Origin of the sequence: Shewanella gelidimarina (assembly GCF_023283945.1) — a bacterium.
Classification (GTDB): Bacteria; Pseudomonadota; Gammaproteobacteria; order Enterobacterales; family Shewanellaceae; genus Shewanella; species Shewanella gelidimarina.
Genome location: NZ_JAKIKW010000001.1, coordinates 362,840 through 383,793 on the forward strand (window position 1 = coordinate 362,840; position 20,954 = coordinate 383,793).

Here is a 20,954-nt window from a genome sequence, read left to right on the forward strand (position 1 = left end):
TTATCGATCTGCGTATTTAGTGATGAGTTTCTCAAGGTAAGGTTGAATATCTTTATCACTCCAGTCGAGGTAGCCACGCATGAAACCGATGAGGTTCCCCGAGCCATCAAATACATAAGTTGCTGGCACAACGTCGGCTGGCATGACGTTATCGATGTTCATTTCTGGGTCAAGCCATGTGTGATAGTAACCAAGATCATGACGTGCTAAAAAAGCGGCGACTTTATCGCTTTCTTCATCAATAGAAACCGGCAGTACAACTAAATTGTTATTGATATTTGCCTGTTTAATGGCTTCCATTTGTGGGATCTCCTTTAAGCAGGGAGCACACCATGTCGCCCATAGACTCATCAGTATCACTTTGCCGTCGAACTGCTTTAAATTAATGGAGCCGCCTTCGGTATCGACAAAACTAACATTAGGGACTTCTCTTGCTGAACTCATCTCTATAAAGCGTGACATTATCATCGGCTTTTCTATCGGCTGCCCCGTGTTGTAAACTTTTTGAGTGGGGAGTGATGCGTGTGCTGGAAAAGCTAGTGTAAAACTAAGTGCTGCGACAGCTAAGAAAGACGCTATCAACTGCTTAGCATTACAGAGCGGGCGAATTATAAAATTAGTCATGGGGAGAGTCCTGCGTAAGTTTTTGAGCCTTCAATGTTGGCTGCACGAAGAAAAATAGGCCTATTATGGCGAGTAAAACCAAAATTATTGGTATAAACCAGAGTATAAAAGTATGACTACTAAGTGCTGGCATGTAGCGGATCTTCTCGCCGTAGCGCAGTACCATAAAATCAATAATGGCTACTTTAGATTGCCCTTCGTCCAACATTAAAAATATCTGTCCTTTAAGCTCACTGGCTATTTTGCTTTGTGAATCAAATAAATTCTGATTCACCGCCATCGGACAGCGTAATTCGCGGGCAATTTGAAAGCCAATATCCCTTTTTTGTTCATGGGTATAATGTGTCGGTGCTAGAGTATCTTGGGCTGTCGCTGTGACACAAAACAGCAGTAATAATAAAATCAGTACAATAGAGAGTACGTTTTGTGTGAGCTGCTTAAAACGGAGTGCGCCATTCATTGTGCCATTATGCCAATTCATTGGTGTGCTCCCGATACTTTAGTGTTAGCGAAGGCATCGGCACAACACTCTTGCTTGTCGAAAAGACAATGACAAGCCCGCTAAGCATCATGAATAATGCGCCCAACCATATCCAGCTTACTAACGGTTTGTAACTGATCCTGATGAGGTACTCATTGTCATTGAGCCCACGCTTATTCGTCAGTTTTTGCCCCATAGAAATATATAGGTCACCTAAGAAGCCGCTATGTATTCCTGCCGCTGACATCTCCATGCCATTGGTTTTAAATGTTTGCCTTTGCGGATAGAGGTAAGTCACAAACTGGTTTTGGTTATCCAGTACTCTTATTTGAGCTTGAATGGCGGTGTAGCTGTTACGTTCAACGGCTTGTGTCTCATCATAAATAAAGCTGTAGCCAGCCAGAGTCTTACCTTGACCAGGCCCCATACGGAGTAACTCTTCGGACTCAAAGTTAGACACTAACGTCACCCCTAGAATTGATATTGCGACGCCAAGATGAGCAAAACACATCGCGTAAAAGCGCAATGATGAAGAGTCTTTGCCAGTGCCTAACTCATAGTCTTTAAAAGCAATTCTCTGAACTAATGCAAGCCCTGTAGCGCTTATAATCCATAGAGAGGAGAACAAACCGAGTAGAAGCCAAAAACTAAATGTGTCTCTAGTTACCAAGGTGATAATTAGTGCCATTAACATGCACACAGCCGCTAATATTAGAGGTTTTCGCATCTTGGCGGAATGCTGCCAGTTTTGCAGTGGTGCCAAGCCCATAAGTAAAAATATAAGCGCAGCAATCGGGATAAAAATACTGTTGAAATAGGGGGCTCCTACCGAGATAGTTTGTCCGGTTATAACCTCGAAAATGAGGGGGTAGCAAGTTCCGAGTAGCACCGAAATAGCAGCAATGACCAGTAACATATTACCGAATAGAATTAGACTTTCTTTAGACAGTAACGAAAATGTCATTGGTGCCGCCTTTATTGACGTTCGCTGAGCAAACAATGCCATCGCAGAGCCAGAAAATACAATGAGTAGTATCAGTATTGATACGCCACGGGTGGGATCTGACGCAAAGGCATGCACCGATTGGACCACACCAGAGCGAACTAAAAAGCTTCCGAGCAGGCTTAAAGAAAAGGCCATAATGGTCAAAAAAATACTACAAGAACCTAATATTCCTCGTTTTGCGGTGAGTAATATGGAGTGAACCATTGCAGTTGAAACTAACCACGGAATAAACGAGGCATTCTCTACAGGATCCCAAAACCACCAACCACCCCAGCCAAGTTCGTTATAGGCCCACCATGAGCCAAATGCATTACCTCCGGTTAGAAAGACCCAAGCCAAAATGGCCCATGGTTGAAGATAGCGAGCATATTGTTGGCTTAACCCACCTGATAGCAATGCTGCAACGGCAGCAGCGAAACAGATAGTTAGCCCAACGTAGCCGAGAAAAAGTAGTGGTGGATGAATTACCAGCCCTATGTCTTGCAGAATGGGGTTGAGATCTCTGCCTTCAATTGGGATACCGGGTAATAGTCGCGTGAAAGGGCTAGAGGTAAACAGTAGAAAAAGACAAAACCCTAATATAAGTAAGGCGGCGACCGCTACAAGCTTTTGATGGAAATATTGATCAGTGACAGGGGCACGATTAATGATGAAAGTTGCCCAAACGGCAATGGCGACGACCCAAAACAACATTGAGCCTTCATGGGAACCCCACACCGCAGCGACTTTATATAAGGTGGCTAACTGTGTATTCGAGTTATTAGCAACGTAGGCGACAGAAAAATCATTAACTAAGAAGCAATAAGCAAGAGATAGTATTGACGATATCAGCGTTAAACACATTAGTGTTGTTAATGGTTTTGTATAGCTGAGTAAATATTTACTGTTTAGCTTAATACCCACAATCGTTATAAATGATAATGTAAACGATAAAGTAGAAGATACTATAAGCAATGTTAAGCCTATCTCTGGAATCATGATTTTTCCTATGTTTTTAATTAATTCAGAGTAATTTATATAAGAGCGATGTATTAGTTTTACAATATTGAAATATGTTGAGTTATGTGCTTTAACTACCCAGAGTTAATAATCTATTGCTGCATTAAAAACCAATCGATATTTCTTTTTATAAGACTAATTCAGAATCCATTTGAATAATGAGAGATAGTTCAAACTATAATTGACAATGTCCACCTGCTATTATTTTTAATATATAAATGTCGTGTTTGAACTATTTTTAGATCTAAAAATCATGAGTTTAACACTTAAATAATTAACGTGAGTAAATCGTATGTGGCTGTTGTGGATGAAGTTTTTTATTTTTACATTTACTCACAACTAACGCGTTTTGTTATGTGCTCTAGCGCATGTTTTTCCTCGGCTTAATCAGGAGAATAGCGGTTGCTCAGTTGTTTAAGTCGTTCGGTGAACGGTTAGGTTTTGTAAAAACACATTTGAATGTAGGTACCTATATTGGCTGCGGTAAATAACTAAACGGTGATGTTATTTCTTCTTTCGATAAAACCAAATTCTAATGTGATGCGTTAAAGATAAGATGAGAATTTAAAAATAAAACTGATAATAAGTAGGAGTGAATGATGAGACGATGGAAGCACAAGGTAGCATTAAGCGTGCTGTTTTGTTTTGGTGCCATTGCTAATGTTAATGCCAGTGGTGGTAAATACAACAGCGTACCTGAAATGGGTAAAACAGCGAAAGAAGCTATTGCCAATTACAAAGGTACTGAACGTATTAATGGCGTGAAAACGCTACAAGATTATATTGTTCAAGAAGAAGAATTATTCGATTTCTTGTTCGAAAATCATCCTCTATTTAAATATCAAGAGTCAGGTAACTTAGTGGGTGATTACCACATAAGTGATCGTGGCGAAGAGTATTTAGATACCGGACACAGCCCTGATTACAGCTCAATTGATGGTAAGCCTCGTGCTGTACAGTACCGTTTAGGTGCGAAATCTATTTTGGATTATCCAAACAATTTTGTTGGTCCAGAAAAGTGCGCTGAGTGTCATGCAACTCAATATGAGAAGTGGCAGCGTTCGCGTCATGCCCAATCAGTTCGTTTTCCTGGTGAACACCCAGAAGTGGATAACGATCTAAAAAAACCAATGTATGGCACTAAAGATACCTCTATCTTAGCTGACGGTATTACCCCTGACATGATCTACGCCACTATTGGTACACCTCGTACTAAATACGGTTACATTGATGCTTGGTTAGTCCGTGGTACTTACCATATCGAAGGCGGCTTGCTGCGCGACGGTACCGGTAAAATGGTTGCTGGTGCTAACCAGTTTTCACGTGGGTGGGCTGAGTGGCTTACCGATGACATGGCTAAAAAAATCAATGCTGTTATTCCTGAATTCCCAACAACGTTAGAAGAGTTTGGTGGTTCAGGATCGCATCAGAAAGGCATGAGCTCATACGGTGCTAAATACCGTAAAGAGATGTTGTTCCAACCTGCAAGTTCATATTGCGAAATTTGTCACTCTTTCAAATTTGATTTCCAAAATCAACAAGAGTTCTTCGATGCCTTAGGTGATCCTAAGAAACTACAAGAACATACCATCAGTAAGGGTATTGCTTGTGAAGAGTGTCATGGCGCTGGCGGTCATTTAGATGGTGGTACGGGTGGCATGCAGTCTAACTGTGAACGTTGTCATCAACGCTTCCAGTACAACCCTGCACTTATGGATACACCGGAAGCACAAGAGAAAGGTGAGTATGCCTTTGGTGTGAAGATGAAGTCTCTTTGTCCATCTTGTGGTACTGAAGGTTCACAAATGTATGGCTCTGCGCATTATGAGAAAGGCATGCGCTGTACTACTTGTCACGATCCACATGAAGTGACTGACGGTACGTGGATGTCTGGTATCACCAAGCCAAAGCTAAAGAAAGACTGTAAGGACTGCCACGAAGCACAAACTTTGATTGCTGAAAATACAGATACTCACAGCAAGCAAACATGTCAAAGCTGTCATATGCCAAACATGGGTAGTTGTGAAAACTTCAAAGCAATGCAGTTCCCTGACCAAGCGGGCTTCGACGCGGTTCGTAAGTCTCACATGTGGAAAATTGATGTTAACCCAACACGTAAAACTTTGAACCCACCTGAAGGCGAGCCTCGTACTCAAGGGCCAAAAGCTGGCAAAGGTTGGACGGTTGCTAAGAACGAAGAAGGTCGCTCATATCTCGATTTGATGTGGTCTTGCGCTCGTACCTCAATTTCTGACCACGATGTGGTAGATAACAAAGGTTGTCACAGCCAGTTCCAATCAGAGCTTGAAACCGGTCTGCATTATGAAGACCAGATGGAGATCTATGGCGAAGTCATGAAGATGCAGACTCCCGTCAAAGAGGTTCACGCCAAAGTTGAGCAAGCACTCGAGCGAATCGATCAGCTACTCGAAGTCACCAAGCTATCAACCGAAGATAAGACACAAGTCCTTATGTTGGCTGAAAAAGCGAAAGAAACTGTTGATCTGATTAAGAAAGATGGTTCTTGGGGTGTACATGGTTTCCGTTATAGCCAGAAACGTCTAGATGCAGCGCTGACTTATGTCACTCAAGCGCAAAACATCCTTGACGGAACAGGTTACGCTGCGAAGTAAGCAGCTTAATCGTTAACTATCTCGGCACCCGAATAAGTCATAAACGGTGTCGAGATATAAGAGGGAAGATTATGAAAAGAGTACTTGGTCAAATGCTAGTAACACTGACTTTACTCGTTAGTTCGGCAAGCTGTATAGCGGGTGGCGGCTCAGAGATGGCCTTAGCTCCGCATTACGAGCACCAACTCAATACCATCACCATGATGGAAGTGGATGGCTTAGTGGGTAAAGAGGGCGTTTACTTTTTTGATGTCAACACGTTGGAGCTGTGGGCTGAGGGATTTATACCAGGTGCTATTTACTTCAATGTTAAAGATTGGAAAACGCTTCTACCCGTAAAAAAAGACACCCAGATGGTGTTCTATTGTGCGAATAGGCTTTGCAATGCGAGTGAAATTGCCGCCAGAGCAGCAATGAAGTTGGGCTACACCGATGTTAGACAAATGCCAGAAGGGATTTATGGCTGGCGCTTATCAAACCGGGTGACTGAAAAGCCATAGTAGATCAATCCAGTGATGAATGACTACACAGATGGAACTGCTGTAATCAATTTAATGAATGACGACCTTATTAAAAGAGATGATGAACATGAAAACATTTGTAAAAACGTCTTTAGCTGTTGTGACGGGACTTTCGCTATTTATTTCTGCTAACAGCATGGCAAACACAGACCTGACTAGCGACGTACAGAAAGAGTCATATAGTATCGGCGCCTCAATCGGTAAATACCTTTCTAGCCAGATTTTCGCTCAAACAGAGTTGGGTGCAGAGGTTAATGTTGAACTGGTTATTGAGGGTGTAGTGGACGCACTTAAGAATAATCCACAATTCTCAGATGAAGAGATCCTCACCTATTTAAATCAGCGTTCAGTGCAACTCAATAGTGCTAAAGAGGCGGCTGAAGAACGAATAGCTCAACAAAATATAACTGCCGGTAGCACCTTTCTGGCCAATAACAAAAAGCTGCCCGGCGTCAGTGTGACCGATTCGGGTTTGCAATACGAAGTGATATCAGAGGGTGAAGGACGTAAACCCGGCCCTGAAGATGTGGTCACTGTGCACTATAAAGGCTACTTGGTTGATGGTACTGAATTCGACAATTCCTATGATCGTGATGAACCTAATCGTTTTGCTTTAATGAGTGTCATTGAGGGTTGGCAAGAAGGGATCCCTCTAATGACAGAAGGTTCTACCTACAAGTTTTCAATTCCATCTGAGCTTGCCTACGGTCAAAAACAGGTCGGTATCATTCCGCCAAGTTCAACGTTGGTGTTTGAAGTTGAACTCGTCAAAGTTGAAGCCCCAGGCGAAAACTCCCACGGTATGGGACTTAGCGGCATGGGAATGGGTGGCATGATGGGAATGGACAAAGCGCACTAGTACGTTAAGTGCCTGAGTCGTTATCTAACTAAATTAGAGAGTCACTATGAGTAGTCTTGCTGTTGGCATTGGTTGTTGTCTGGTTAGTGTCATTGCGTGTGTTTGGGGCCATCACCTTCAAGCTCGTCATCTCCAACGTTCTGATCTAGCGAGCCAAGATATTTTGTCTACTGCTAAAGGAAGAGCAGTAAATGGAGCAGTGCCAACAGTAATCTCTTTAGTGATATTAATTGTACCTCTGGTGCTTTATAGCCAGTTAGGCCACTTTTCTGAGTGGGATAAAGGAGTAATAGACGACAACATTGATTATCTGATCGCCGCAGATATCAATAAAAATGCACGTAAAGTCAACGAGCAACCTAACAACGAAATTGCATTGTTAACTTTGGCTCAATCTTATGTCGATGGTGGGCTATATGCCCAGTCTGTTGCGACGCTAAATGAACTACTTGCCGTTACTGGTGAGGATGCTCAAACCTTAGGGATGAAAGCGACTGCCATGTACTACCGTGATGGCCGCCAGATGAGCATCGAAACCCGTTTAGTTTTGGCTAGAGCGTTAGCCCTTGATGAATTTGAATCCCAAGCGCAATTACTGATCGCGACGGATGCTTATCTCAATCAAGAGTATGCCAAAGCGATTGAACATTGGCAGTTGTTACTCCGTAGCGACAGCCAGAGCTTTAATCGAGCCTCAATTAACAATGCAATTTTAAAAACCGAGCAAAAAATAGCTAATCGTTCAGTGACTGCATCTGAGTAAAGTCACACCAATAGAGAATAGGTCGGCAATATAGCTGACTAGATGGAGGATGCTGTGAGTGAAAATATAGAGAGACGGAGGTTCCTTAAATGCTTAGGAGCCAGCTCTTTGATAATAGCGCCCTTAGGGTGCAGTTCAGTCAAAGAAGAGTCAGATGCAAACAAACCTCATTACGTGATGGTGTTTGATCAAAATAAATGTACTGGGTGCGGTGAATGTAAGGACGCATGTAATGTCGCAAATAATCTCCCTGATGGTAAGTCTCGCATGGTTATGGAGCAGTTATCAGGTGGTGTTGCGGGTGAAATATGTCCTCATTGCGGCAAAACAGAATGTAATTGCGAACGCAAATATGTGCGTGTTTCTTGTCAGCAATGTAAGAACGCTCCTTGTGTCACTGTTTGTCCGACGGGTGCAGCCCATAGAGATGAAAAGACTGGCATTGTGACTATGGATGCGTCGAAATGTGCTGGGTGTAAGTACTGTATTGGTGCTTGTCCATACGATGCACGTTACATCAATAAAGAAACTGATGTCGCAGATAATTGTGATTTTTGTTTACACAGCAAGTTAGCCATTGGTGAACTTCCTGCTTGTGTGCAGCAGTGTCGATATGATGCGTTGATTTTCGGTGATGCTAACGATTCTACCTCTTATGTGAGTAAGTTATTAAGAGTGAAAGATTCGGTGCGGATTAAGCCAGGCTTTGGTACTGAACCAAGTTTGCGTTATATACCAGTTGTAAAGATAGGGGTATAGCTATGGATGGAACAATTGATTTTAGCATGGGGTTATCGGAAGGCGTTGCATGGCCTTGGCCTATTGCCGTTTATCTGTTTTTTGCAGGAATTTCGGGCGGGGCATTAACCTGTGCGATGGTTATTCGCTTCTATAAAAATCAGACCGAAAATACACCTTTCTATAAAGCCGCAGCCGTGATCTCGTTTGTGACCATCAGTTTGGGCATGTTGTGTTTGGTCTTAGACTTAACCAACCCACTGTTCTTCTGGCGAATTTTGGTTTTTTATAACTTTAATTCAGTGATGTCTATAGGTGTTCTTGCGCTATCGGTTTATATCCCGTTGACGGCAGTCATTTCACTATTGGCATTAGAAGATGAGATCCGCAGCGTACCTGTACTGAAAATATTAGTGCCAATTATTGAAAAGTTGAAAGCTGTGCGCAAGCCGGCTGAAGTAATAGTGCTTATCCTGGCTTTGTCAGTATGTGCTTATACCGGCTTCCTAATTTCAGCACTTATCCGTTTTCCAATTATAAATACATCAGTACTGCCGGCACTATTTATTGCCTCTGGGCTCTCAGCGGGTGCCGCAGCAGCGAAGATGGCGGCAGTGTCGATATTTAAGGGAGATCTACATAGTTCAGATATGAAGCTGCTTCACGGCGCTGAATGGCCAATTATGTTTGCTGAAATTATGTTTCTTTTCATGATAGCGACATCATTGTTGACAGGTAACGCCGGTGCCCAAAGTGCCTTTGCTGCTTTTCATTCAGGTGTTTGGGCTAATGTATTTTGGCTTGGTGTTGTTGGCGTCGGCTTTGTTGGGCCGATATTGCTTAACTTTGCTACCAGTAAGTCGTTCAGCCATTCAGCGAAAGCCTTCTACGTTTCAGGTCTTTGCTCTGTGAGCGGTATGATGTGCTTACGTTTGTTTATTCTTTATGCTGGACAGCACTTTGCTATTTAGCGGTAAAGAAATACGTGTTTGATAGGTGAGTAAGTCTGCGCTTATTGTATTGTCCCTGCAAGGTTACAATCAATCGTAGACCGAAAGCTTATTGGATTAATCTGTTCTGCTTTCTTTAAGTTATTGGGGTTTTAAATGAAAAAACTACTAGGCCTACTGCTATTAATGCCGTTGCTATTTGCCTGTAGTCAACAAGATAGTGAAGTTATGACTATCGCGGCTGTGCCTATTCATGAACATGACCGTTGCCATATGTGTGGCATGATGATCAAGAAATACCCTGGGCCTAAAGGCCAGGTACACCTAAAAGGACTGCAGGTGACGCCGAAGTTTTGTTCGACTCGAGACATGTTTAATTTTGCACTGCAAAGCGAAAACCAACGTCAAGTGACTGACCTTTTTGTGCATGATATGGCAAAAACGGATTGGGAATCGCCCGAAGACAGTGCCTTTATTGATGCTAAAACGGCATGGTATGTCTATGGCGCGAGTAAAAAAGCGGTAATGGGCCCAGCAGTTGCTAGTTTTGGCACTAAAGAAGGCGCGGTTAAATTTGCTCAGGAGTTAGGCGGCATAGTGCTGAGTTATGACCAAATAGATACCCAGTTACTTGCAGGTGAGTAACCTTTATTAGGCTTATTTCAATGTCAAAAATGGCTCATGTTATCGCCCTGATTACGACTATTGTAACCGTTGTGCTTAGCAATGCTGTGATGGCAGCAACATGGACAGTTAATAGTAACTCTGAGCTACGTGAGCAGTTACTTAGTGCTAACGCTGGGGATACCATAATACTGCAAGCTGCTAGTTACACTGGTAATTTCGAGATCACTAAAGCGCTAATGTTGCAAGGGTTAGAGGGGGCTGATATTGATGCTCTAGGCCATGGCAGTGCGATAAAAGTCAGTGCCAGCGATGTCGCGATAGAAGGTCTCAGCATTCGAAATTGGGGTGCCGATCTGTATGAAAGTGATGCCGGTATTTGGATTGCTGAACATACGGGTAAGATCACCATTAACGACAATCGTTTAACGGGTGACGGCTTTGGGATCCGTGCGGACCATAGTCGAGAGTTGACCATTCGCCATAACCAAATATCAGGTAATCCCCTGCTGCACGTTCTTGATAGAGGTGACGGTATTTATCTCAATCGTGTTAAGCAGGCCGTCATTGAGTTCAATAAAATCGATCATGTCAGAGATGGCGTCTATATAGAGTCGAGTGAAGGCAGCTTAGTCGCGAACAACCGCTTTTATGAGCAGCAATATGGCATTCATTATATGTATAGTGCGCAAGATGAAGCTTACGGTAATGTGAGCGAAAATGTGAGTGGTGGTTACGCGATCATGAGCTCAAAATCGATATATTTACATCACAATCGAGCACAAAATGCCACTGAGTATGGCGTGCTATTAAACATCACCAATGGTGCCCGTATTGAGTTCAATGTGCTACGTAATATCCATAATCCCAATGGGCAGGCTGTCTTAGGTAATCAAGGCCGAGCCATGTTTATTTACGGCGCCTTAGATAATGAGATCCGTGGTAACGAGTTTGCGATGAGTGATATAGGGATTGCGATGGCCATGGGTGGAGAGAAAAACCGTATTTATGAGAACAACTTTATTAATAACCTTATTCAAGTGAAATACGTCGGCGATGAGCTGCTGCAGTGGAGCCGTGCGGGGCGCGGTAACTATTGGAGTGGCTATATGGGTTGGGATCATACTCAGGATGGCATTGGCGATCAGAGTTATCAGCCCAATGATTCAATGGACAAACTGTTTTGGCGTTATCCTGAAGCCAAATTTTTACTGAACAGCCCCGTTGTTTCTCTTCTGCGTTGGGTCGAGTCGCAACTGACGGTATTCACGGCCACAGGCATTAAAGATGATTACCCGCTAATGCAGCCGTTTCCGATCAATCATCCCGTTGAGTCAGAGATGTTCGAAAGTGAGTTTGTCTATGAACAGTAATACGAGTCCAACTTATAATATCCCAGTGGTCAACGTTGAACATGTGGGGTTGCGCTTTGGTGATGTAGAGGTATTACATGACATCAATCTGGATGTGTATCAAGGGCAAACGTTAGCATTGCTCGGCCACAATGGTGCGGGAAAATCGAGCCTGATAAAGTTGATTTTAGGCTTGATTAAGCCCACTACGGGTCAGTTAACAGTGCAGGGTGGGCGAGCGTCATATCAGCCTGTAAATCTGGGTTATCTGCCAGAAGATGTCAGCTTCTATGACAAGTTAACGGGCTGGGAGGTGCTTAGCTATTTTGCCGCACTTAAAGGGGTAAAAGCCCCACGGGTTAAGCAACTTATAGCTGAGTTTGAATTGGAATACGCACAGCATCGACCGTTGAAAACCTACTCAAAAGGGATGAAGCAACGACTTGGCGTAGCTCAGGCTATTTTGTCACAGCCTGATATTTTATTGCTGGATGAACCCACCGTTGGGCTAGACCCGCAGGCCTCACAGTTTTTGTATCAAAAGATAGCGTCGCTTAAACAACAGGGCTGTGCAGTGATTGTATGTACTCATGAACTGTCAATCGTAGAGAAGCATCTCGATAGTGCTCTCCTGCTGGCGGGTGGACGTCGAGTGGCTTCTGGAACGCTCGATGATCTGCGCCATGCAAGTGGCTTAAAGACTCAAATTAAGCTGCCAAACTTCACCGATAAAGTGCAGGGCGATGGTTATTTACAGTCTTTACGTCATGGACAAGCGTTATTAGTGGCTAGCGATGAACGCAAAGCCGTTATTGAATATCTGGTTCAACAAAAGTCTTGTACTGATTTCAGCGTTATCGACCCGAGTTTAGAGGCTATTTATCATCACTTTATGCAGCAGCAACCTTTGAATCCGTTACCATCTGATATTGCCGTGGCGACTATACCCAGAAAAGGTTGGTTGCAGTCTTTATTTAGCCCTATAGCACGTCAGAGCCAATTATGAATAGCACACTGTTAACTTCGCCTATCCTGGTCATTGCTTACAAAGAGCTACGCGATAGTTTGCGTAATCGTTGGATATTATTTATGGGCAGTATATTCATGTTGCTGTCTTTATCGGTCACGTTTGCGGGGAGAGCAGTCACAGGAGAGTTGGCTTTACCTCCACTGGCCAACTTAATGTCGAGTCTATCGACCACTTCGGTGTTTATTATCCCTTTAGCGGCGATTTTGCTCAGTTACGACAGTTTTGTCGGTGAGCAAGAGGCCGGCACATTATTGTTGTTACTGTCATACCCTATCAGCCGTACACAGATACTCATAGGTAAGCTATTAGGCCATAGTTTGGTGATGTTCATCACCACCAGTTGCGCTTTTGGCTCGACGGCAGTGCTATTGCTTACTTTTGGTAGCCAATACTCAGTGGTTGAAGTGGTGAGCGTTTTTGGGCAGTTTATCATCAGCAGTAATTTATTAGCGCTGACTTTTATCTTGCTGGGTTATATCGTTAGCTTGCGCGCGACAGAGAAAGCTAAGGCGGTCGCTGGGCTATTGTTTGTTTGGTTCATATTGGTATTAATTTATGATCTGCTGCTGCTCACGGTATTGGTCTCCGATGTGGCGTTTATGGATAAGCAGCTGTTGAATATTTTGATTGCACTGAACCCGACTGATCTTTATCGAGCGATTAACTTAGTGTCTGTTGGTACGGAAAGTACCGGTGCGGCGTTTTCAATGTTCGGCGATATCGATTGGGGGATGTCGGTGATGTATTCGTTAATGTTGGTCTGGATCTGTGCTCTGGTTGTTATTTCTCAAAGTATTTTTAGTCGTAAGCCGTTATAAAGGATTTCCTTTATCTAGTTTAAATGTGGCATGATGGCGCAAAATTAGAGAGTGCTAAACCTGATTGTTCATAAATGTTTTTCATTTTGTGAATAATGACATACCGCAATTAACTGGAACACTTAATTGAGATTTTTGTCACAATAGCAATTTATTTCTATCACTATAATTTGTGGCAATGTGGGGGTTAAATTAGCTCGCTCAAATGACTAAATTTTAAGAGGTTAATCTTGCTAAAAGTTACTCCATATCTGGAGCTCGACCAGCAGGCAAAGCAACTGGTGGATCGTGCTAATAATACGATGATCAGCCTGACGTTTTCAGAATCTGCCGTTTTATATCAATTGTTGATTGCTGATAGCGTATGTGGAAAAGAGGCATTACTCGATGCCGGTTGGCCCGATCGTGTCGTTGCTGCCACTTCTTTAACGCAATGCGTTAGCACCCTGCGTAAAAAACTAGAAGCCTATCCAGAAGTACAGCTTAAAACCGTGGCTCGCCGTGGCTATGAGCTATACGTATCTAAGCGGTCGCATATTAAAATGCTGGCAGTGAATGACGCTGAATCGATAAAAACAGCGCTTATAGATGTTCCTATGATGGTCAAAATCGGCGGGATTTTAGTGTTGTTGTTATTTATATTGTGGTCTTGGTATACCAGCGACTATCACAGTGCGGTTAAGAACAGCAGTTTGTGGAATACGGATAAAAAAGTGGCATTAAATATCGGTGGCACCAAAGAGATTATACCGATGTTTTATCAAAGCAATGTTGAGTATTTGCATCCGTCGATGTGGCAAAAGCATTTGGCCCCTGAAAGTAACCATTTAGCCAATTTTGAAGGTTTCGAAGGTTATGTTGCCACTGATGGCGATAACTATTCAATGGCGATCTGCCCCAACGTTATTGATGGTGAATGTGCAGGCCATAACTTGATGAACATCACCGCGATTGATCGTAATCCTGCAGGGCTCGACATCAGCCATTTTTCTGAGCTTGCTGAGCGGCTTGAGAAGCGGATCCGTTATAATAGGATTATTATTCCCCACAATGACAATGACAATGACAATGACAATGACAATGAAGTGGGCGACATCACCGAGCACCACTATCATGCTGATGTCTACTTCCCGGTGGCGGGGGAGCTACTGGTGCGCTCAGATCTCAGTTTGTCATTGATCTATGAAGACGATAATAGCGGGCAATTTTACTCCGCAACTTGTATTACCGATGAAGACTGCCTAACGACGCCGATTAAGTACAAGGTGCGCGGTACGTTTAAGCAATATGAGCAAAAGATTAATGATTTAACGGTTGATGTGTTTCAAGTCAAAGTGAGTCAAAAAGAGTTTATTAAACCTGAAGTTGTTAGCCCGTCAGCGATGAATTTTTATCGAGCGATTAGAAAGCACGACATTACCGATGACGTGTTGTATTTTTATCGGGTGCATACCGATGAGAAGAGTGCCGTGTGGATTTCACCGATATTGGGCAGCATTGTCGCTTGGTATAAGTATGATCAGGTGAGGATCTAACAACAGCTGTTCTAGTGGAAAAATCTGCAAAAAATAGGGCGCTCAATAATGAATATGAGTGCCCTATTAGTGTTTGATGTGATTTAAACTGAACTCAGATTAATGGGGACAGTTATTTAATAAATGCGAATGCATCACCGTATAGATGGTCTTCTTCAACCCCCATGCTACGGAACACTTCTCGCGCTGCACCGACCATATCAAACCGACCTGCAATATAGATGTCGTAGCCATTAAGGCTAACAAAATCAGTTTTTAGTTGCTCTAACAAGTTAGCTTGTTTGCCGTTCCAGTCGCTAGGAGCCTCTTCAACCACGGGCACAAAGTGCAACCAAGGGTGTGCATCATGCCACTCACGAGCAATCGATTCATAGTACATCGCATCAATGGTGCGGCAACCCCAATACAGTGTGGTCTCAATCTCTTGTCCGAGTGCTATCTGATGCTCAACAATACTCTTGATGTAAGAGAATCCAGTCCCACCAGCAATCAGTAAACGTGGGCGCAGACTGTCATGGCGTAAATGAGCATCACCACCGGGTATTTCAATCTCAATTGTACTGTTATTCGCTAAGCAGTCTTTAAGGCGTTCAACCACTTGCATTGGATAGCTCTCGCTAACCGCGGCACCAATGTGAAGCTCTAAGTGCTGGCTATCTGGCGCTGAAGCGATAGAGAAAGGACGCTTGTCGGTCTCTCCCATCACGACGCAAAGATATTGGCCAGCTTTGAAATCAAAGGCGACAGCAGACTTTAAAATAACCTGAAATACCGCATCATTAAACGGTGCGACTTTTTCAATTGTACAACTAATGGTGTTCATCTTTAATCCTTGATGAGCCTCTCTTTGGAAGCTTATTCAATATATATTTTGCGTATTGCCTAAGGCTATATCGCGTTATAGGGTGGGTGCGTCATCTATTCCTAGATCGCTCCATATTGCATCTATTTTTTGTTTGACGGCTTCATCCATCACGATAGGAGTACCCCATTCACGATCGGTTTCCCCTGGCCATTTATTGGTTGCATCCATGCCCATTTTGGAACCGAGTCCAGTCACGGGCGAAGCAAAGTCGAGATAATCGATAGGCGTATTTTCTATCATTACCGTGTCACGCTTGGGATCCATTCGAGTCGTAATGGCCCAGATCACATCATTCCAATCTCGACAGTTGACGTCTTCGTCGACGACAACAATAAATTTGGTGTACATAAACTGACGTAAGAACGACCACGCACCCATCATCACACGCTTGGCATGACCCGGATACTCCTTACGGATAGAGATCACTGCCATACGGTATGAGCAACCTTCTGGTGGCAGGTAGAAGTCGATGATCTCTGGGTATTGTTTACGCAAAATAGGCACAAACACTTCATTCAATGCTAGACCTAGCATAGCAGGCTCATCAGGCGGACGGCCGGTGTAGGTGCTGTGGTATATCGCATCTTTTCGATGGGTCATGTGGGTCACAGTAAAGACAGGGAAAGAGTCTGTCTCATTGTAGTAACCGGTATGGTCACCGTATGGACCCTCTTCAGCCATCTCATCAGGATCGATATAGCCTTCGAGAATGATTTCGCTGGTGGCGGGCACTTCTAAATCACAAGTGATAGCTTTACACACTTCAGTGCGCTCACCACGGAGCAATCCCGCAAAGGCATATTCACTCATGGTGTCTGGTACGGGGGTCACGGCTGCTAAAATGGTGACAGGGTCAGCGCCAATGGCCACGACAACTGGGTAGCGCTCACCGGGGTATTTCTCTTTGAAATCTTTAAAGTCTAATGCGCCGCCGCGATGATCAAGCCAGCGCATAATCAGTTTGTTTTTACCGAGTAATTGCTGACGATAGATCCCCAAGTTTTGGCGTTTTTGGCGTGGACCTTTAGTAATGGTCAGCCCCCAACTCACCAAGGGAGCAACGTCTCCAGGCCAGCAGTGTTGGACTGGCAGTCGGGTTAGATCAACTTCATCACCGCTTTTGACCACTTGTTGGCAAGGTGGATTACGCACTGTTTTAGGGGGCATGTTTAAGGCTTGCTTAAACATCGGGATTTTTGCGATCACATCTTTAAAGCCGCGCGGTGGCTCCGGTTCTTTTAGAAACGCGAGTAGTTCACCGACATCTCGAAGTGCGAGAGGATCTTCTTTACCTAAAGCCATAGCGACTCGTTTCGGCGTACCGAACAAGTTCACGAGCACTGGCATGTCATTGCCGACAGGGTTTTCGAATAACAGAGCGGGGCCTTTTGAGCGCAAAACGCGATCGGCAATCTCTGTCATTTCCAAATGAGGGTCGACTGGATGACTAATACGCTTAAGCTCACCATTACTCTCTAGGTGGTCTATAAAACTGCGTAAATCCTTAAAACTCATAGGGGAATTCTCATCGCTATAAAGTGTGATATGGCGCGCACTATAGCATTATTCACGTAGGCGTTAAACGCCTGTTCATCAAAGCTGAGTACGCTAAAGAACCAGTCGTTAGTTATAGGTTGGTTTTAGCATTCGGCACGACTTTAAATGGCATTGGTGTAAATCGTATTTGGGCGTAAAATAGGTCAATGCTTTATGTTTTGCTAATGTAATATTAGCGTAGGAGTATGGCGATGAAACAACTTTTTGTTAGATTATTTACGGTAATACTGGTGGTGTTGTCGAGTTCCGCTGGGGCTGGCCATGCGGTTGCACAGCAGCATTTACGCTTTGTCGCACCACCGCTATGGGCTGTGAGTAACGTGAGTGTGGGCGTAGGCTGGGGCAGTGGTTGGAATTCAAATTTCAATGACCCATGGCGCTGGAATGCTGGGGTCTCAAATGGGTGGTATTCGTACCCATATCGTGGCCGCTATTACCGACCTGGTTGGGGCCATTATGGTTCTCGTTGGGGTTATAATCGTAATCAATATACATCCCCTTATCGTTATCAGCGGCCAGTTTACCGCCAAGCAGAGCCTAAAGTTATATCGCCTCCAGAACGAGTTACAACCAGTGTTAGCTACGCAACGGGCTTAACGCATTTGCCGGAGAATGCCCGAGTGGTGCACAAAGACGGTCACACTGTTTATGAGTGGCAAGGGGTTGAGTACGTGTTTGACTGGAATAGTAAAACCTACAACAAGGTTAATTAACTTAGTTTGGCGTCTATAGCCGTGTTAACAAGGTCGCACATATAAGCGCGACCTCACGCTAATGCCAATCACCAAACCACTTCAGTCATTACATTCTCAGTTTCACCAATAAGGGTCTTGACCACATTATTGTCAGCATCGAGCAATATCAACCTGGGTATACCTGTGTTGGCAAATTGGTTATAGATACTTCTATCGGTATCTGCAACGAGGGCAAAGTTGAGCTCATATTCTTGGGCAAACTTATCGAGCGCTGCGTTATTTTCTTCTCGACCAATACCAATAATATCGACATTAGGGCTCAAATAAATATCTGACGCGGTGAGGTGTTTGATGGTGCGTTGTGAATCATGACACCAAGTGGCGAATAAAATGAGTAACTTATTGTTGCGTGACTTGCTCAGGTCAATGCTGTTTCCTTGAGTATCAACAAAATGAGTTACAGGCACTTTATCACCGGCTTTCACATAGGTTAAGTATTCTGTTTTGTTTTGCTGAACTGCAGCATGTTCGGTATTATTTGCGCAGCCTGTTGTCGTCAATATAAACAAGCTGGTTAGGATCAGTGTTAGGGCTCTCATAGGGCATCCATTCGTCTGTAAGTCGCCCTAAAGTAACAAAGCCTAACCCATTTGTATAAGCCTTCTTAAAGCTAGTTGTGTGCAGCATTAACAAAGTTGGCTGATAGTGCTTAGAGACCTGTTTAGAGACCATCGTGAGCTAGCCTTTGAGAAAAGGACGGGGTCCCTTTACTCAATATTATAGTGAATGGAAGAAACGCTCTGGTCTTGGCAGGTAGTAATTATCGTAGTTCGCCGAAAATACCACAGTTTGTGAACGGCCAACAATTTCGGCTCTTGGCACAAAACCAATCATTCTTGAATCTGCACTATGTTCGCGATTATCTCCCAGTACTAAATAATGCCCTTCCGGCACGGTAATGGGGCCAAAACTAGATTGACGCGTAATAATACCTTGCCCCGACATCCCTGCAATTTTTACCTGATGGCTTAAGCCCAAAAGGTGCTCAACCCGAATGTCTGAATCATTCGGTTCTTGCTCGGACGCGTCGCTATACTGCAGTGCTGCACCATTAATCGATAACACATTGTCGCGCATTACTATGGTGTCAGAGGGAAGGCCTATTACTCGCTTGACCAATTTTTTGTTACTGGCCTTTGAATCAAAAATAACGATGTCGCCACGCTGCGGATCGGCAAGCTTGGCAATGGATATATGGGTAAACGGAATACGCAGATCGTAAGCCATTTTATTTACCAACAGACGATCACCTTCGACGATGGTTGGTTTCATTGAACCTGTGGGGACACTGTTCCAGTCGGCAACCGCACTTCTGAACACCAGCATTAACGAAATAAACAAAATAAGTGAGCGGTTCTGTTTCAGTAGTGTTAGAAATCTTCTCATACAATAGTTCCTTTATTGATTTTGGTAGTTACTTCTCCAATTTGAGACCATGTCACTCTGCAGAAATTCATATTTCAACTAGATATAAAGGTAACCAAATATGAATTGCGAGTCTGTAGAGGGTTGCATCGATGATTTTTAAGTGCCAATTTGCTGGATAATACAGCAGGAAAGCCACTATATTGCAGAAAATGCAGTAAATGGTCTATTTGTTGTCCAGTTGAACAAATAGAGGCTTTACATTTTAACCCGATATCCCTATTATTCACGGCGTTCGGAGAGATGGCAGAGTGGTCGAATGCACCGGTCTTGAAAACCGGCATAGGTTTGTAGCCTATCTAGGGTTCAAATCCCTATCTCTCCGCCACATTAAGACGAAGCCCTTAGCAGAAATGCTGAGGGCTTTTTCGTATGTGAGAATAAAACCCCTAGGGCTCCTCTTGATTAGAGCCTGCTATCTCAGCGCCGTATTAAGATGACGCTATTTAATCGCTTTGGTGTAATGCGATAGCTACTACTTCAAAGCAAAATAGATATCGGTAATCAGCTCGTTTTCAGGTACTGCAGGAAACAGGTTCATATATTGGAAGAACAACGGAAAATCTCTTAATTGTTCTCCACTTGCAGGTAACCAATCGCGGTAGAACTGATAGATCTTTTCATCCATCTGCTGATGCGATCCTAAATGTCTGATTTTGGCAAAGCGGCCGCCGGGGATCATTTTGGCGATCACGCCGTAATCATTGGCTTGTAACTCTTGGGTGAGGGAGCCACAAATATCAAAGTGAAACTGCTCGGCAGGCACAGTATTGGGGTCGTTATACGGCACGCCTATCGATTGGCTGCTGGCCACTGGAGAGTCGGTTGTGGCTTTGCGCCACTCAATAAACTTTTGCAGTGAGTCGTTGAGTGTTTGCGGCGCGCCGTGGTGCTCCAATACAGCAACTGGTGTCTCGTCTCTATGGGTTAATTCTATATTCACAGTATCATTCCTCGTTAGGTTCACTTTCTCATATTCGTCACTCCACAGCTGCCAATTGGGCGTGAGTCTAAATTGAGAGGGGGTTTGTATAAATGCCTTTTTAAATGCACGAGAGAAGGATTCTGAGTTTTCAAAGCCAGCATCAAGCGCGATATCCGTTATCCGCTCATTAGCATGAAATACTAATCGGTATGAGGCTCTTTTAAGCCGCATCATTAAGATGTATCTGCCGACGTTGATCCCGGTAAAAACCTGAAACTGTCGATGAAAATGATATTTTGAAAAATGAACCACCTGACTCAACTGCTGCACATTTAGGTTGTCGTCTAAATGCAGCGCAATATAATCGCAAATCGCGACAATTTTGGCTGAATAGTGTTGGCTTGTCTGCTGGTTCATTTCAATCTCTCCTCAAGTGCGAAGCTATTATTACAGTGAGCCACAGACGTTACCTGACCGAAATTGCTGACTAGTTT

20 protein-coding genes and 1 tRNA gene are annotated in these 20,954 nt (G+C 43.7%); 13 read left to right on the plus strand and 8 right to left on the minus strand.

What is annotated here, in order from left to right; genetic code table 11:
- The 3 genes from L2729_RS01580 to L2729_RS01590 are packed head-to-tail and all read right to left on the minus strand — an operon-like array spanning position 1 to position 3,089.
- Positions 1–624, minus strand: coding sequence for a TlpA family protein disulfide reductase (locus L2729_RS01580; protein ID WP_248986659.1), 624 nt, complete (start codon positions 622–624; stop codon positions 1–3).
- The gene (locus L2729_RS01585) at positions 617–1,105 is read right to left on the minus strand and encodes a cytochrome c-type biogenesis protein (RefSeq protein WP_248986660.1); all 489 of its coding nucleotides are present in this window, start codon (positions 1,103–1,105) and stop codon (positions 617–619) included. Before L2729_RS01585 ends, L2729_RS01580 begins: the two co-directional genes overlap by 8 nt.
- A complete protein-coding gene (locus L2729_RS01590; RefSeq protein WP_248986661.1) occupies positions 1,092–3,089 on the minus strand; it encodes a heme lyase CcmF/NrfE family subunit in 1,998 nt (665 codons plus the stop codon). Before L2729_RS01590 ends, L2729_RS01585 begins: the two co-directional genes overlap by 14 nt.
- 620 nt (positions 3,090–3,709) lie before the next feature.
- Here L2729_RS01590 and L2729_RS01595 point away from each other — a divergent pair.
- The 11 genes from L2729_RS01595 to L2729_RS01645 all read left to right on the plus strand — a co-directional run bounded on the left by L2729_RS01595 (position 3,710) and on the right by L2729_RS01645 (position 14,933).
- The gene (locus L2729_RS01595; protein ID WP_248986662.1) at positions 3,710–5,743 is read left to right on the plus strand and encodes a cytochrome c3 family protein; all 2,034 of its coding nucleotides are present in this window, start codon (positions 3,710–3,712) and stop codon (positions 5,741–5,743) included.
- Positions 5,744–5,814: 71 nt separating this feature from the next.
- Positions 5,815–6,243, plus strand: coding sequence for a rhodanese-like domain-containing protein (locus L2729_RS01600; protein WP_248986663.1), 429 nt, complete (start codon positions 5,815–5,817; stop codon positions 6,241–6,243).
- 88 nt (positions 6,244–6,331) lie between these two features.
- Complete coding sequence (locus L2729_RS01605) at positions 6,332–7,123, plus strand: FKBP-type peptidyl-prolyl cis-trans isomerase (RefSeq protein ID WP_101090380.1); 792 nt, start codon at positions 6,332–6,334, stop codon at positions 7,121–7,123.
- Between the two features lie 46 nt (positions 7,124–7,169).
- Positions 7,170–7,886 (plus strand): nitrite reductase, encoded by a 717-nt coding sequence (locus L2729_RS01610; RefSeq protein WP_248986664.1) that lies wholly within the window; start codon positions 7,170–7,172, stop codon positions 7,884–7,886.
- A gap of 54 nt (positions 7,887–7,940) precedes the next feature.
- A complete protein-coding gene (locus L2729_RS01615; RefSeq protein WP_248986665.1) occupies positions 7,941–8,645 on the plus strand; it encodes a 4Fe-4S dicluster domain-containing protein in 705 nt (234 codons plus the stop codon).
- Between the two features lie 2 nt (positions 8,646–8,647).
- Positions 8,648–9,595 carry an NrfD/PsrC family molybdoenzyme membrane anchor subunit gene (nrfD, locus tag L2729_RS01620; RefSeq protein WP_248986666.1) on the plus strand — a complete coding sequence of 316 codons (948 nt, stop codon included), beginning with the start codon at positions 8,648–8,650 and terminating at the stop codon, positions 9,593–9,595.
- A gap of 135 nt (positions 9,596–9,730) precedes the next feature.
- Positions 9,731–10,219, plus strand: coding sequence for a nitrous oxide reductase accessory protein NosL (locus L2729_RS01625; RefSeq protein ID WP_248986667.1), 489 nt, complete (start codon positions 9,731–9,733; stop codon positions 10,217–10,219).
- Positions 10,220–10,239: 20 nt separating this feature from the next.
- Complete coding sequence (gene nosD / locus L2729_RS01630; RefSeq protein WP_248986668.1) at positions 10,240–11,571, plus strand: nitrous oxide reductase family maturation protein NosD; 1,332 nt, start codon at positions 10,240–10,242, stop codon at positions 11,569–11,571.
- A complete protein-coding gene (locus tag L2729_RS01635; RefSeq protein ID WP_248986669.1) occupies positions 11,561–12,556 on the plus strand; it encodes an ABC transporter ATP-binding protein in 996 nt (331 codons plus the stop codon). Before nosD ends, L2729_RS01635 begins: the two co-directional genes overlap by 11 nt.
- Positions 12,553–13,398 (plus strand): ABC transporter permease, encoded by an 846-nt coding sequence (locus L2729_RS01640; RefSeq protein ID WP_248986670.1) that lies wholly within the window; start codon positions 12,553–12,555, stop codon positions 13,396–13,398. The genes L2729_RS01635 and L2729_RS01640 overlap by 4 nt, the downstream gene beginning before the upstream one ends.
- 230 nt (positions 13,399–13,628) lie before the next feature.
- Positions 13,629–14,933, plus strand: coding sequence for a winged helix-turn-helix domain-containing protein (locus tag L2729_RS01645; RefSeq protein WP_248986671.1), 1,305 nt, complete (start codon positions 13,629–13,631; stop codon positions 14,931–14,933).
- A 112-nt stretch (positions 14,934–15,045) separates the two neighbouring features.
- Here the strand turns inward: L2729_RS01645 and fre are convergent, their stop codons facing one another.
- Together fre and ubiD are read right to left on the minus strand one after the other, a co-directional pair.
- Positions 15,046–15,756, minus strand: coding sequence for an NAD(P)H-flavin reductase (gene fre / locus L2729_RS01650; RefSeq protein WP_101090309.1), 711 nt, complete (start codon positions 15,754–15,756; stop codon positions 15,046–15,048).
- A gap of 75 nt (positions 15,757–15,831) precedes the next feature.
- On the minus strand, positions 15,832–17,313 hold the full coding sequence (gene ubiD, locus L2729_RS01655) for a 4-hydroxy-3-polyprenylbenzoate decarboxylase (RefSeq protein WP_248986672.1): 1,482 nt from the start codon (positions 17,311–17,313) through the stop codon (positions 15,832–15,834).
- Between the two features lie 233 nt (positions 17,314–17,546).
- On the opposite strand from ubiD, the gene L2729_RS01660 reads away from it, so the two are divergent.
- Complete coding sequence (locus L2729_RS01660; RefSeq protein ID WP_248986673.1) at positions 17,547–18,068, plus strand: hypothetical protein; 522 nt, start codon at positions 17,547–17,549, stop codon at positions 18,066–18,068.
- Positions 18,069–18,136: 68 nt separating this feature from the next.
- Here the strand turns inward: L2729_RS01660 and L2729_RS01665 are convergent, their stop codons facing one another.
- Together L2729_RS01665 and lepB are read right to left on the minus strand one after the other, a co-directional pair.
- Positions 18,137–18,649, minus strand: a complete 513-nt coding sequence (locus tag L2729_RS01665; protein ID WP_248986674.1) for a TlpA family protein disulfide reductase — start codon at positions 18,647–18,649, stop codon at positions 18,137–18,139.
- Positions 18,650–18,827: 178 nt separating this feature from the next.
- Positions 18,828–19,496 (minus strand): signal peptidase I, encoded by a 669-nt coding sequence (gene lepB / locus L2729_RS01670; RefSeq protein ID WP_248986675.1) that lies wholly within the window; start codon positions 19,494–19,496, stop codon positions 18,828–18,830.
- Positions 19,497–19,772: 276 nt separating this feature from the next.
- Between lepB and L2729_RS01675 the strand changes: the two genes are divergently transcribed.
- Positions 19,773–19,863 (plus strand) — tRNA-Ser (locus L2729_RS01675).
- 147 nt (positions 19,864–20,010) lie between these two features.
- On the opposite strand, the gene L2729_RS01680 is transcribed toward L2729_RS01675, so the two are convergent.
- Positions 20,011–20,877 (minus strand): AraC family transcriptional regulator, encoded by an 867-nt coding sequence (locus L2729_RS01680; protein ID WP_248986676.1) that lies wholly within the window; start codon positions 20,875–20,877, stop codon positions 20,011–20,013.
- Between the last annotated feature and the right edge of the window lie 77 nt (positions 20,878–20,954).